The sequence below is a fragment of the Streptomyces mexicanus genome (assembly GCF_902506575.1).
Classification (GTDB): Bacteria; Actinomycetota; Actinomycetes; order Streptomycetales; family Streptomycetaceae; genus Streptomyces; species Streptomyces mexicanus.
In genome coordinates this window covers 4,493,985-4,506,451 of sequence record NZ_LR732544.1, presented here as the reverse complement: position 1 = coordinate 4,506,451, position 12,467 = coordinate 4,493,985, and the positions used below count along the sequence as shown (strand labels likewise).

General features: G+C 73.5%; 12 protein-coding genes. 7 read left to right on the top strand and 5 right to left on the bottom strand.

Annotation, left to right across the window (positions count from 1 at the left end; all coding sequences use genetic code 11):
- Positions 1-367 precede the first annotated feature (367 nt).
- Complete coding sequence (locus tag GV126_RS20260; RefSeq protein WP_328707342.1) at positions 368-952, top strand: RcpC/CpaB family pilus assembly protein; 585 nt, start codon at positions 368-370, stop codon at positions 950-952.
- A 57-nt stretch (positions 953-1,009) separates the two neighbouring features.
- On the top strand, positions 1,010-1,483 hold the full coding sequence (gene mscL, locus GV126_RS20255) for a large conductance mechanosensitive channel protein MscL (protein ID WP_159668779.1): 474 nt from the start codon (positions 1,010-1,012) through the stop codon (positions 1,481-1,483).
- 16 nt (positions 1,484-1,499) lie between these two features.
- Here the strand turns inward: mscL and GV126_RS20250 are convergent, their stop codons facing one another.
- Positions 1,500-1,670 (bottom strand): hypothetical protein, encoded by a 171-nt coding sequence (locus tag GV126_RS20250; protein ID WP_159668776.1) that lies wholly within the window; start codon positions 1,668-1,670, stop codon positions 1,500-1,502.
- 74 nt (positions 1,671-1,744) lie between these two features.
- On the opposite strand from GV126_RS20250, the gene GV126_RS20245 reads away from it, so the two are divergent.
- From GV126_RS20245 to GV126_RS20230, 4 genes are all read left to right on the top strand, one after another.
- Positions 1,745-2,992: a low temperature requirement protein A gene (locus GV126_RS20245; RefSeq protein ID WP_159668773.1), complete on the top strand. Its 1,248-nt coding sequence runs from the start codon at positions 1,745-1,747 to the stop codon at positions 2,990-2,992.
- A gap of 233 nt (positions 2,993-3,225) precedes the next feature.
- The gene (locus GV126_RS20240; protein ID WP_159668770.1) at positions 3,226-4,254 is read left to right on the top strand and encodes a P1 family peptidase; all 1,029 of its coding nucleotides are present in this window, start codon (positions 3,226-3,228) and stop codon (positions 4,252-4,254) included.
- 485 nt (positions 4,255-4,739) lie between these two features.
- Positions 4,740-5,957 (top strand): L,D-transpeptidase, encoded by a 1,218-nt coding sequence (locus GV126_RS20235; RefSeq protein WP_159668767.1) that lies wholly within the window; start codon positions 4,740-4,742, stop codon positions 5,955-5,957.
- Positions 5,958-6,132: 175 nt separating this feature from the next.
- Complete coding sequence (locus GV126_RS20230) at positions 6,133-6,879, top strand: DUF6227 family protein (RefSeq protein WP_159668764.1); 747 nt, start codon at positions 6,133-6,135, stop codon at positions 6,877-6,879.
- A gap of 222 nt (positions 6,880-7,101) precedes the next feature.
- Here GV126_RS20230 and GV126_RS20225 read toward each other — a convergent pair whose 3' ends face one another.
- The 4 genes from GV126_RS20225 to GV126_RS20210 form a co-directional block, all read right to left on the bottom strand.
- Complete coding sequence (locus GV126_RS20225) at positions 7,102-7,359, bottom strand: hypothetical protein (RefSeq protein WP_159668761.1); 258 nt, start codon at positions 7,357-7,359, stop codon at positions 7,102-7,104.
- Positions 7,360-7,470: 111 nt separating this feature from the next.
- Positions 7,471-9,033 (bottom strand): PTS fructose transporter subunit IIC, encoded by a 1,563-nt coding sequence (locus GV126_RS20220; protein ID WP_236570054.1) that lies wholly within the window; start codon positions 9,031-9,033, stop codon positions 7,471-7,473.
- Between the two features lie 66 nt (positions 9,034-9,099).
- Positions 9,100-10,047, bottom strand: a complete 948-nt coding sequence (gene pfkB, locus GV126_RS20215) for a 1-phosphofructokinase (RefSeq protein ID WP_159668758.1) — start codon at positions 10,045-10,047, stop codon at positions 9,100-9,102.
- On the bottom strand, positions 10,044-10,805 hold the full coding sequence (locus tag GV126_RS20210; RefSeq protein WP_159668755.1) for a DeoR/GlpR family DNA-binding transcription regulator: 762 nt from the start codon (positions 10,803-10,805) through the stop codon (positions 10,044-10,046). Before GV126_RS20210 ends, pfkB begins: the two co-directional genes overlap by 4 nt.
- Positions 10,806-11,010: 205 nt before the next feature.
- Here GV126_RS20210 and GV126_RS20205 point away from each other — a divergent pair, with 205 nt between their 5' ends.
- Positions 11,011-11,976 (top strand): helix-turn-helix transcriptional regulator, encoded by a 966-nt coding sequence (locus GV126_RS20205; RefSeq protein WP_159668752.1) that lies wholly within the window; start codon positions 11,011-11,013, stop codon positions 11,974-11,976.
- Positions 11,977-12,467 lie beyond the last annotated feature (491 nt).

The window sequence follows — 12,467 nt, the reverse complement described above, 5'->3', positions numbered from 1 at the left end:
GGCCGGAGCGCCCCGGGGGCCGGTGCGCACCCGGGGGCCGGGCGGGCCGGAACCTCACGTTCGGGTGGTGGAGTTGTCCACAACCGGCGAGTAACACACGGGCTCCGGCGGGGCGTGGCGCGATGTCCCATCGTGGCATCGCAAGCCCGATCCACGCCGATCCGTGTCGCAGGTGGTGCTTCCCGTGTCCATGCCGCCCATGTCCGTGCCGTTCCGGTCCCCGGCGCTGTCCGCATCCACGCTCCCGCCCCCGCTCCCGCCGACCGCCTTCTCTTCCCACGCGTTGGAATCTCCGCCCCCGTCCGCGCCTGCCTCTCCTCCCTCTCCCGCGTCGCCGCCCGGCGCGGAGTCCCCGCCCACCCGCGAGGTGCCGCTCTTCGCGCCGGTGCGGGTGCGCGGCGGGCGGTACGGGCTGCGCCGGCTCGTCCGGCACCGCGGGCGGGCCGTGGCCGCCGGGCTGGCCGTCACCGCCGCCGCACTGATCGCGGCCGCTCCGGGGAGCACGCCGGATCCGCCCCGCGGCGCACCCGCCCGAGGGCATCCGGTGCAAACGGCCGGCGCACCGTCCGGCAGCATCGGCAAGCGGGGCGACCAGGACGCCCAGGACGACGACGGCGGCCCGGCGGTGACCGTGCCCGTGCGCCTCGCCGACGCGGCCACGGCCCGGCTGCTGCGGCCGGGCGACCGGGTGGACGTGATCGCCGTGGACGACCCGGCAGGGAGCGCCCGGGCGCGCGTGGTGGCGCGCGGGGCACGGGTGCGGCGCGTTCCACGATCCGGGACGGGGCACGGCACGCATACGGACGTCGGTTCGTCCCTTGCCACGGAGCCCGGCCCCGACGGGGCCGACGGCGAGGAGAACGCGCTGGTCATGCTGGCCGTCCCGCGAACCGGCGCGGTCGCTCTGGCCCAGGCGGCCGCGACGGCCCGGTTGGCGGTGATCCTGTGGTGAGCCGTAGGTTGCTGAGCTGTTTGTTCCACAACCTGCTTGTCCGAGGAGTGGCCCCACGTGAGCACGAAGAAGGACCCGTCGATCTGGCAGGGTTTCAAAGCCTTCCTGATGCGCGGGAACGTCGTCGATCTGGCCGTCGCGGTCGTGGTCGGTGCGGCCTTCACCAACATCGTCAACGCCGTGGTGAAGGGCGTGATCAATCCGGTCGTCGGCGCGATCGGCACCCAGAACCTCGACCACTACAGCTCGTGCCTGAGCGCTTCCTGCAAAGGCGACGAGGGCATCCAGATCATGTGGGGCTCGGTCCTCGGCGCCACGCTGCAGTTCCTGATCACCGCGGCGGTGGTCTACTTCCTGATGGTGCTGCCCATGGCGAAGTTCCTGGCCCGGCAGGAGGCCCGCAAGAAGGCCAAGGAGGGAGCGGAGGAGGACGCGCAGAAGGTCGTCGAGGTCACCGAGCTGCAGGTGCTCAAGGAGATCCGCGACGAGCTGGTCTCCCAGCGCGGCGGCTCGGAGTACGAGCGGCGTTAGAAGGGGCCGGCCGGACTCACAGGTGGTGGGGCGGCTTCTCGTCGAGGAAGCGCTTGAGGTCGGCCGCCGCGTCACCGTCCGGACGCTCGCCCCAGCCCCGGTCGGTGTCGTCGGTGGTCTGCTGGTCCAGCGGGTCGTCGAAGATCAGCGCATTCTTCGGGTCGCGCGGCTCGGGGGCGGTGCTCATGCCTCCAGGGTACGGTCCCCGGCGGGCGTGGCCGTCCCGGGCGTTTCCCGGTGCTTTCTGCTGTGCTGGGAGCCATGACGTCCAGTTCTGCTTCCGAGCCGACCCCCACCGCCCCGCGGCCGTCCTCCCGGATCCCGCCGCCGCTGCGGCCGCTGACCGCGCGCGAGCGCCACGAGCAGCACCGGGTCGCCTCGTCGCTGGAGCTGCTGTTCGACCTGTGTTTCGTCGTGGCGGTGGCGCAGGCGGGCGTGGGGCTGGTGCACGCCGTGGCGGGCGGCCACGCGGCCCAGGGCATCCTGAACTACGCGATGGCGTTCTTCGCCATCTGGTGGGCCTGGGTCAACTTCTCGTGGTTCGCGTCGGCGTACGACAACGACGACGTGCTGTACCGGATCGTCACCCTGGTGCAGATCGCCGGCGTGCTGGTGCTGGCCGCCGGGGTCTCCCGGGCGTTCGAGCACCGCGACTTCTTCCTGGTCTGGTTCGGTTACGTCATCATGCGGCTGGCGATGGCCACGCAGTGGCTGCGGGCCGCGCGGTGGGCGCGGGGTGCGGAACGGCGCATGGCGCTGCGCTACATGGCCGGCGTGCTGCTGTGCCAGGTGGGCTGGGCCGGGCTGGTGCTGCTGCCGGTGGCGGACCGGCCGTGGGTGTTCCTCGTGATGGTGCCGCTCGAACTGTTCGTGCCGGTCTACGCGGAGAAGGACCACGCGACCTCCTGGCATCCCCACCACATCGCCGAGCGCTACGGGCTGTTCACCATCATCGTGCTGGGCGAGACGATCGCGGCGGCCACGGTCGCCGTGAAGTCGGCCGCGAGCGAGCACGACGCCCTGGGCGAGCTGCTGCCGATCGCGGCGGGTGGCCTGCTGATCGTCTTCTCGGCCTGGTGGATCTACTTCGCGGTGCCGATCCACGGGCATCTGCGCTCCAGCCGGGAGTCGTTCCTGTGGGGATACGGCCACTATCTGATCCTCGCCTCGGCGGCGGCGATCGGGGCCGGCCTGGAGGTGGCCGTGGAGCAGGCCGTCGGCACCACCCACCTGTCCGCCCTGGAGGCGCCGGCGGCCGTGACCCTCCCCACGGCGCTGTTCCTGATCACCATGTGGGTGCTGCACGCGCGGCACTTCAAGGTGGGCATCGCCCAGCAGCTGGTCCTGCCCAGCGCCGCCCTGCTGGTGATCTGCTGCACCTTCCTGGGTGGCTGGGCGGTCCTCGCGGCGGGCATCGTCTCGGCGCTCGCCGTGGCCGCGGGCATCGCCCTGAACACCCGGCGGGCGGCCACCGTCAGCGGGGCCCAGGCGGCGGGAGGCACGGCCTGAGGTCCCCGGCTCCCGGCGGCGAGACGGACGGCCCGACGTTCCCGGAGCCGAGACGGACGGCCTGACGTTCCCGGCTCCCGGCGGGGCGGACGGCCTGACGTTCCCGGCTCCCCGGCGGCGGGGCGGACGGCCTGACGTTCCCGGAGGCTGCGCGGATCGCATGAGAAAGCCCGAGGCGTGGTGCGCTGCCTGGCGTTCCCGCGGGCGGAACCCACGGGGAGAGACTGACCCGCATGACAGTGGACGCTTTGACGGACGTCGCCGGCCTGCGGGTGGGGCATGCCACGCGGCGGGGCGAGGGATGGCTCACCGGGACGACGGTCGTGCTGGCGCCCCCGGGCGGTGCGGTCGCCGCCGTGGACGTGCGCGGCGGCGGACCCGGCACCAAGGAGACCGACGCCCTCGACCCGCGCAACCTGGTCCGGACGGTGGAGGCGGTCGTCCTGACCGGCGGCAGCGCGTACGGGCTGGACGCCGCCTCGGGGGTGATGGCGTGGCTGGAGGAACAGGGGCGGGGGGTGCGCGTCGGCCCCGACCCCTCCCACGTCGTACCGGTCGTGCCGGCCGCCTGCGTGTTCGACCTGGGCCGCGGCGGTGACTTCCGCGCCCGGCCGGACGCGGCCGTCGGGCGGCAGGCGGTGGAGGCGGCCGCCGCGAGCGAGCCGGGCGGGCGCGTGGCGCAGGGGTGCGTGGGCGCGGGGACGGGGGCCACCGTGGGACCGGTCAAGGGCGGTGTGGGCACCGCGAGCACCGTGCTCGCCTCGGGCGTCACCGTGGCGGCGCTGGTGGTGGCGAACGCGGCGGGATCGGCGGGGGGTCCGGGAACAGGGGGGGTGTACGGGGGGTTGTTTCAGGGCCGGGGGGGGGATCCCGACCCGCGGGGGCACCAGGCCGCGCGCCGGCGCCCCGCCGAGGCCGCCGCGCGCCACACGCCGCCTCCGCTGAACACCACGCTCGCCGTGGTCGCCACCGACGCCGACCTGTCGAAGGCACAGGCCCAGAAGCTCGCCGGTACCGCGCACGACGGCATCGCGCGCGCCGTCCGTCCGGTGCACCTGCTGAACGACGGCGACACGGTCTTCGCCCTGGCCACCGGTGCGCGTCCGCTGGACGCCGGGCAGCCCCTCGCCCTGAACGACGTCTTGGCGGCGGGCGCCGACGTGGTGACCCGCGCGATCGTCCACGCGGTCCGCGCCGCCGACCCGGTGGACGGCCCGGGCGGGGCCTGGCCGGCGTACGAAAAGTTGTACGGGCCTCGCTGAACGGAGCGCGCCGCGCGGGCGGCACGGGCGGCGCGGGCGGCGTCTGCCGGGCCGGGCCACGGCAGCAGCCCCTGGCACCGGTCCGGTGGTGGTCGGCTCGCAGTCCGGCGCCGGTCCGGTGGCGGTCGGCTCACAGTCCGGTGGGCGGCCCGATGCCGGACCGCTGACAGTCCGGTGGCGGTCCGGTGCCGGCACAGCGCCGGCCCGGCGCCGGTCAGCCCGCAGTCCGGTGGGCGGCCCCATGCGACCCCCGTACCAGCCCGTGCCAACCCCGTGCCGGTCCGGGGATGGTCACTGACGGGTCGGCAGCCGGGATCCTGCGCCCGGGCCGGGGCCCTCGGCGAACGGGATTGTCGCGGTTCTGTCACGTGAAGGCCCCCGGGTGGTTCCGCGGGAACCGTGTGTGAGCCGGTCGCCCTCTTTACCTACGCACTGCAGCGGATCACGCACCTCACACCGAATCCACACCGAACCTGGAGCAGCCCGTGACACGGCCCGACATAGCAGCGCGGCGCGTACTGGGGGCCTGTGCCGCCCTGATGGTCGGCACCCTCACCCTCACCGGATGCGGCGGCAACGCCAAGGCCGACGACGGCGGCAAGGGCGGCAAGGACTCCGCCAAGACCTCCGCCGCCCGGATCACCATCTCGGCCAAGGACGGCTCGACCGGCGCGTCCATCAACACCACCGGCGTGAAGGTCAGCGACGGCAGGCTGACCGAGGTGAAGATGACCGTGGCGGGCTCGGGTCAGGCCGTGCCGGGGACCCTGTCGGCGGACGGCACCACCTGGAAGCCCGAGGAACAGCTCGAGCGCGGCACCAAGTACCGGATCTCGGCGACTGCCAAGGACGCCGACGGGCGTACCGCCGCGGCCGACTCCGTCTTCGCCACCGTCACCACGGCGAACAGCTTCATCGGCACCTACACGCCCGACAACGGCACGACGGTCGGGGTCGGCATGCCGGTGTCGTTCAGGTTCGACAAGGCGATCACCGACAAGAAGGCCGTGCAGTCGCACATCACGGTCACCTCCAGCAGCGGCCAGCAAGTGGTCGGCCACTGGTTCGGCGCGCAGCGCCTCGACTTCCGCCCGCAGGACTACTGGAAGGCCGGCTCCAAGGTCACGATGAAGATCGACCTGGACGGCGTGCAGGGCGCGAACGGCGTCTGGGGCGTGCAGAAGAAGACCGTGACCTTCACCGTCGGCCGCTCGCAGGTGTCCACGGTGGACGTGAACACCCAGACCATGACGGTCGTGCGGGACGGACGGACCGTCAGGACGATCCCGGTCTCCACGGGCAGCCCGGACCACACCACGTACAACGGCGCGATGGTGATCTCGGAGAAGTTCACGCAGACGCGCATGAACAGCCAGACGGTCGGTCTGGGCGGCGAGTACGACATCCCGGACGTGCCGCACGCGATGCGCCTGACCACCTCCGGCACCTTCATCCACGGCAACTACTGGTACAACAAGGGCAATCCGCCCTTCGGCCGCGAGGGCACCAGCCACGGCTGCGTCGGCATGCAGGACGTGCGGGGCGCGCAGGGCGACACGCCTGCCAAGTGGTTCTTCGACCACTCGCTGATCGGGGACGTCGTGATCGTCAAGAACTCCCCCGACAAGACGGTCTCCCCGGACAACGGGCTCAACGGCTGGAACATGTCGTGGAGCCAGTGGACGGCCGGCAGCGCCGTGTAGGAAGACATCGGCATCTGACCAGCGGATTTTGACGGTTTTCCGGGCCGCGCGGGAACATCTCGCGCGGCCCGTCCGTTTTTCCGGCAGACGTTTTCCCGGTTCCCGGACATGATGTCCGACCCAGGGGCTACGGTATGCACCCACAAAGTGACATGCAGCAACGCCGGGAGATGCCTTGAGCGTTCCGTACGAGACGGCGGCGCGGGAGCCGCGACGGTCGCCCGAGACCGCGGAGGAGCACCTCGCGCGGCTTCTGGGCCGCGCGCTGAACTCCTTCGAGCTGCCCGACGAGACGATACGGCGGCTGGACTGCGCCCTGGCCTACGACGGCTCGCTGCACTCCGCGCTGCACAGCGCGGGGCTGCACCGCGAGACCTACCGCCACACCTGGCTGCTGGCCGACGGCTCCGCGCTCACCCTCTGGGAGCTGGTGCACAACACCGCGCCGGGCGCCGAGCCGCAGCACGAGGTGTACGTCGACGAGGAGGAGCTGCGCACGGCCACCGGACGGCTGCCGCTCCCGCCCGACACCCCCGATCTGGAACTCACGGCGCTGGCCCAGTTGTCGTGCGTGCCCGTGACACGGCAGACCTACACCGCCAAGGACTCCGCCGACCACGCGCGCCGGCTGCTGCGCCGCGCGGAGAACGCCGACCGGCCGGGCGCCGACATCGCGGCCCTGCTGGCGACGGCGTCCGGACACCGGATCACACAGGCGTTCGGCCGTCCCTGCCGCACAGGCCGCGCCGGGCTGTGCTTCTCGCTCTACGAGCACGCGTTCCTGCTGCGCGACGGCGGGGAGCTGTCCCTGTGGGAGGTGGAGCACACGGCGACCCCCGACGGACGCCACATGTGCGAGGTCTACGAAACGGAGGACGCCGCCCGGGACGCCATGGAACGCCGGGCGGCGCAGGTGCAGTAACCGGGACGGGCGTCGTAGCCGTAACCGCCACAGCCGGACCGGATCCGCAGTCGTAACCGGAACGGGCGCCACAGCCGGACCGGAACCGCAGCCGTAACCGGGACAGGCGCCACAGCCGGGGTGGATGCCGCAGCAGGGGCGGGCGCCGTACGCGGGTCCCGGCCAGGCCATGGCCGGGCGGGTGGGCCGGGCGGGCGAGTGTCGTGCTGTGCCCGCCGCGGCTCAGTAGCCGTCGCTGAGCTGCCGCATCAGGCCCGCGAAGGCGGCGCGTTCGGCCGGGGTGAGTTCCACGTACTCGCGGTGCGGGCCGGCGCTGCGCTGGGCCGGGAGGGCCGGCAGGCGCTGGCCGCCGGGCTGCCTGCGGCGTATCTCGAAGCGGAGGCCGAATCGGTAACCGGCCAGTCCGACGGCGCAGAAGAAGATCAGTGCGGCAGGCAGAACCACACCGAACCACAGCAGGATCGAGACGTGCTCAGGCATGTCTTCCAGTGAACACCACGGTCCGGGACGTTGGCCCCGGACCGTGACGTATCTCGCAGGTGACGTGAACTACTCACAGCACCCCAAAGGGACATGGCGGTGTGTCCGCCCTCACGCCGTCGCCGGCTGCTTGCGGTCCGCCGGGTCCGTCGAGCCCGCCGAGTCCGCCGTGGCCGCCGCGGCCGGCTGCGCGTCCTCGCCGCCGCCCGCCGCGCCACCGGCGGCGTCGGCCGTCGTGCCGGGCGCGGGCTTGCGCAGCGTCTTGAGGACGACCACGAGGGCCGTGGTCGTGCAGACGCCCGCGGCGACGGCGACCAGGTACAGCAGCGGGTTGCCGATCAGCGGGACCACGAAGATGCCGCCGTGCGGGGCGCGCAGCGTGGCGCCGAAGGTCATCGACAGGGCGCCGGTGAGCGCGCCGCCGACCATCGACGAGGGGATGACGCGCAGCGGATCGGCCGCCGCGAACGGGATCGCGCCCTCGGAGATGAAGGAGATGCCCAGCACCCAGGCGGCCTTGCCGTTCTCGCGTTCGGTGCGGTTGAACAGCCGGCCGCGCACAGTCGTGGCCAGGGCCATCGCCAGCGGCGGCACCATGCCCGCCGCCATCACCGCGGCCATGATCTTCATCGCGGAGTCGGACGGGTCGGACACGGCGATCCCGGCGGTGGCGAAGGTGTAGGCGACCTTGTTGACCGGCCCGCCCAGGTCGAAGCACATCATCAGGCCGAGCAGGGCGCCCAGCAGGACGGCGTTGGTGCCGGTGAGGCCGTTCAGCCAGTCGGTCATCGCCCGCTGGGCGGTGGCGATGGGCTTGCCGATGACCACGAACATCAAGAAGCCCACCACCGCCGAGGAGATCAGCGGGATCACCACCACCGGCATGATGCCGCGCAGCGCCGCCGGGATGCGCACCTTCTGGATGGCCATCACCACGCCGCCGGAGATCAGGCCGGCCGCGAGGCCGCCGAGGAAACCGGCGTTGATGGTGAGCGCGATCGAGCCGCCGACGAAGCCGGGCACCAGGCCGGGGCGGTCGGCCATGCCGTAGGCGATGTAACCGGCCAGGACCGGGACGAGGAAGGCGAAGGCGACGCCGCCGATCTGGAACAGCAGCGCGGCCCAGCTGTCGGCCTGGGTCCACACGAAGTGGTCCATGACCGACGGCGCCTTGTTGATCTTGTAACCGCCGATCGCGAAGCCGAGCGCTATCAGCAGACCGCCCGCCGCGACGAAGGGGACCATGTAACTGACGCCCGACATGAGCCACTTGCGCAGCTTGGTGCCGTATCCCTCGCCGCTCTCGCCGGTCCGCTCCACCGGCGTGCCGGCGGGCGCCGCGGCCCCTCCGGCCTCCCCCCCCCCGGTGGTCTCGCCGCGCGCGGCCTTGCGCCGTACCTCGTCGATGAGTTCGCCGGGCCGGTTGATGCCCGCCTTGACGCCGACGTCGACGGTCGGCTTCCCGGCGAAGCGGTCCTTGTCCCGTACGGGGACGTCGTGCGCGAAGATCACGCCGTCCGCCGCCGCGATGACGGCCGGGTCGAGCCGGGTGAAGCCGGCCGACCCCTGCGTCTCGACGACCACGTCGACGCCCGCGGCACGTCCGGCGTTCTCCAGCGACTCGGCCGCCATGTAGGTGTGCGCGATACCGGTGGGGCAGGAGGTGACGGCCACGATCCGGAACGGAGGCTCACCGGAGGTCTGCTCGGGTGCGTTCCCGGGGGGCGCAGGTGCGGGCGGTCATGGCACCGGCTCCGTGAGGGGGCGGTCCACCGGCACCTCGGCGGTCACCACGACCGCCGCCGGGTCCAGGTCGTCCGGGGTCGGCATCACGCTGCCGGGCAGTTGGACGGCGGCCGCGCCATGGGCGACGGCCGAGGCCAGCGCGTCGGGGCCGGTGCCGTCCGCGATCAGGAAGCCGGCCAGCGAGGAGTCCCCGGCGCCGACGTTGCTGCGCACGGCACGCACCCGCGCGCTGCCGAACCAGGCGCCCGCGCCGTCCACGAGCAGCTGGCCGTCGGCGCCCAGGCTGGCGAGCACGGCGCGGGCGCCCAGCCCGCGCAGCTCCTCGGCCGCCTTCAGCGCGTCGCCCACCGTGGCCAGGGGGCGCCCGACGGCCCCGGCGAGTTCCTCGGCGTTCGGCTTGACCACGTCCGGACCCTCGCGCAGGGCCGCCGTCAGGGCGGGGCCGGAGGTGTCCAGGGCGATGCGCACGCCGGCGGCGTGCGCCCGCGCGACCAGGTCGGCGTACCAGGAGGGGGCGAGCCCGCGCGGCAGGCTGCCGCAGCAGGCGATCCAGTCGGCGCCGCGCGAGCGCCGCCGTACGGTCTCCAGGAGCGCCTCCTGCTCCTCCGCGGAGAGTTCCGGACCGGGGGCGTTGATCTTCGTGAGGACGCCGTCGGACTCGGCGAGCGCGATGTTGGACCGGGTGGCTCCGGCGACGGGGACCGGTGCGACCTCGATGCCCTGGGCGTGGAGCAGGTCCGCGACGAGTGCGCCGGGCGCGCCGCCCAGCGGCAGGACGGCGACCGTGCGCCGCCCGGCGGCCGCGACGGCACGCGAGACGTTCACGCCCTTGCCGCCCGGGTCCACGCGCTCGCCGGTCGCCCGGACGACCTCCCCGTGGTCGAGCGCGGGGACCTCGTAGGTGCGGTCCAGCGACGGGTTGGGGGTGACGGTGACGATCATGCGCGTACCACTTCCGTGCCGCCGCGCTCGATGGCGGCGGCGTCCTCGGGGCTCAGCCCGCTGTCGGTGATCAGCAGGTCCACGTCGCTCAGGCCGCCGAAGCGGGCGAAGTGCTCCTGGCCGTGCTTGGTGGAGTCGGCGAGCAGCACCACGCGGCGGGCGGCGGCGATCGCCGCGCGTTTGACGGCGGCCTCGGCGAGGTCGGGGGTGGTCAGGCCGTGCTCGGCGGAGAAGCCGTTGGCGGCGACGAACAGCACGTCGGCGCGGATCTCGGCGTAGGCGCGCAGCGCCCAGGCGTCCACGGCGGCCCGCGTGCGGTGCCGTACCCGCCCGCCGACGAGGTGGAGCTGCAGGCCGGGGTGGTCGGCGAGGCGGGCCGCGATGGGCAGGGAGTGCGTGACGACGGTGAGGTCGGCCTCCAGCGGCAGGGCGGCGGCCAGGCGGGCCACCGTGGTGCCGGCGTCCAGGATCAGCGTGCCCTCGACGGGCAGCTCGGCCAGGGCCGCCTTGGCGATACGGTCCTTCTCGTCGGCGGCGGTCGCCTCGCGCTCGTTGAGGTCCGGCTCGAAGTCCAGGCGGCCGACCGGAATGGCACCCCCGTGCACGCGGCGGAGCAGGCCGGCCCGGTCCAGGGCCTTCAGGTCGCGGCGGATGGTCTCGGCCGTCACCTGGAACTCCTCCGCGAGCGAGACGACGTCCACGCGGCCGCCGTCCCGGGCCAGCCGGAGGATCTCCTGCTGGCGCTCCGGTGCGTACATGTCCGTTTGCCTCCGACCGATGCCCGAACGTGTGGTTTCTCTGGGAGGCTACGCCGGGATGTCCGCAAAGTAAACAGGTTCGGGCTTGATCCGGGCATGAACGGGCTTCCCGGCGCGGAGCCCAGTGGTGTTCCTCGTGACTCCGCGAGGCCAGTGGACCGAACAGGCCGGGACTCGGTCCTGGAGGTCGGGCATCCTCAGGGCCATGACGACGGACACCCCGGCCCGCCTGCTGCAGCTCCTCTCCCTCCTCCAGACCCCGCGCGAGTGGCCCGGTGGCGAGCTGGCCGAACGGCTCGGGGTGTCCCGGCGGACCGTGCGGCGCGACATCGACCGGCTGCGCGAGCTGGGCTATCCGGTGCGGGCCAGCAGGGGCTCGGACGGCGGCTACCGGCTGGTCGCGGGCAAGGCGATGCCACCGCTGCTGCTCGACGACGAGGAGGCGGTGGCGATCGCGGTCGGGCTGCGGGCGGGGGCCGGGCACGCGATCGAGGGCGTCGACGAGGCGTCGGTGCGGGCCCTGGCCAAGCTGGAGCAGGTCCTGCCCGCCCGGCTGCGCCACCGCGTCGCCACCCTCCAGGCCGCGACGACCCCGCTGACCGGCGGGGACGGCGCGAGCGTCGCCCCGGAGACGCTGACCGTCATGGCGTCCGCGATCGCGGGACGGGAGCGGCTGCGGTTCGCCTATCGGTCCGGGGACGGCACGGCGACCCGGCGGCTGGCCGAGCCGTACCGGCTGGGGTCGACCGGGCGGCGCTGGTACCTCGTGGCGTACGACCTGGACCGGGCGGACTGGCGGACGTTCCGGGTCGACCGGGTCAGTGAACCGTTCGCCACCGGGGCGCGGTTCGCCCCGCGGGAGCTGCCGACGGGGAGCGCGGCGGAGTATCTGCGGCAGTCGATGTACCAGTGGCGGGAGTCGTACACCTTCACGGTCACCTTCGCCGCGTCCGCCGAGGTGGTGGCAGGCCGGCTGCCCGGCTGGCTCGGCACACCGCAGCCCCTGGACGGCGGCGGCTGCCGGCTGCGGGCCACGACCGGGGATCCCCCGGAGTGGGTGGCGGCCCGGCTGGCCCTGCTGGGGCACGCGTTCACCGTCCACGAGCCGGACGAACTCGTGCGATGTGTACGGGAGTTGGGGACGCGACTGGTGCGCGCCGCCGACGGGTGAGGGCGGCCGGTGCCGCCCGTGTGGCACAATCTGCCGCCAAGGCGGGTCACCCCGGGGTTCAGGTCCGGGGTGACCCGCTTTTCCTGTGTCCGCCGGGTGCTTCCCGGTGGCGTTCCCGGGTGCTTCCCGGGTGCGCCGGGTGTGCGCGCGTGTTCCTGTTCGCCGGTGTACGCGAATTCGCAGGTGTACGCGAAGGGGAGCCGGGCCCGGCGCCCGGGGGGAGGCGCCGAGCCCGGCTCGGGGAGGGTCCCGGCGCCGGGGGGAGTGCGTCGGGACCTGGCTCGGGGGCCGCGGGTCGACCTGCGTACCGCGCGTTCCGGCCGGCGGGCCGTGCGGTGCGGGCCGGTGGGAGGCCCGCCTGCGCTGCGACACGGGCCTGTGTGCCTGCCTGTACTGCGACACGGGCCTGTGTGCTGCCTGCCTGTACTGCACGTACGTACCGGACCTGCGGGTCGTTCAGGGCGGTTCGGGGTCGTCCGGCGGTTGGTTCG

Excerpts from the sequence above, each read along its gene's own strand:
- GV126_RS20250 (WP_159668776.1), bottom strand. The coding sequence starts at position 1,670 with ATGAGCACCGCCCCCGAGCCGCGCGACCCGAAGAATGCGCTGATCTTC.
- GV126_RS20245 (WP_159668773.1), top strand. The coding sequence starts at position 1,745 with ATGACGTCCAGTTCTGCTTCCGAGCCGACCCCCACCGCCCCGCGGCCG.
- GV126_RS20240 (WP_159668770.1), top strand. The coding sequence starts at position 3,226 with ATGACAGTGGACGCTTTGACGGACGTCGCCGGCCTGCGGGTGGGGCAT.
- GV126_RS20225 (WP_159668761.1), bottom strand. The coding sequence starts at position 7,359 with ATGCCTGAGCACGTCTCGATCCTGCTGTGGTTCGGTGTGGTTCTGCCT.
- pfkB (WP_159668758.1), bottom strand. The coding sequence starts at position 10,047 with ATGATCGTCACCGTCACCCCCAACCCGTCGCTGGACCGCACCTACGAG.
- GV126_RS20210 (WP_159668755.1), bottom strand. The coding sequence starts at position 10,805 with ATGTACGCACCGGAGCGCCAGCAGGAGATCCTCCGGCTGGCCCGGGAC.
- GV126_RS20205 (WP_159668752.1), top strand. The coding sequence starts at position 11,011 with ATGACGACGGACACCCCGGCCCGCCTGCTGCAGCTCCTCTCCCTCCTC.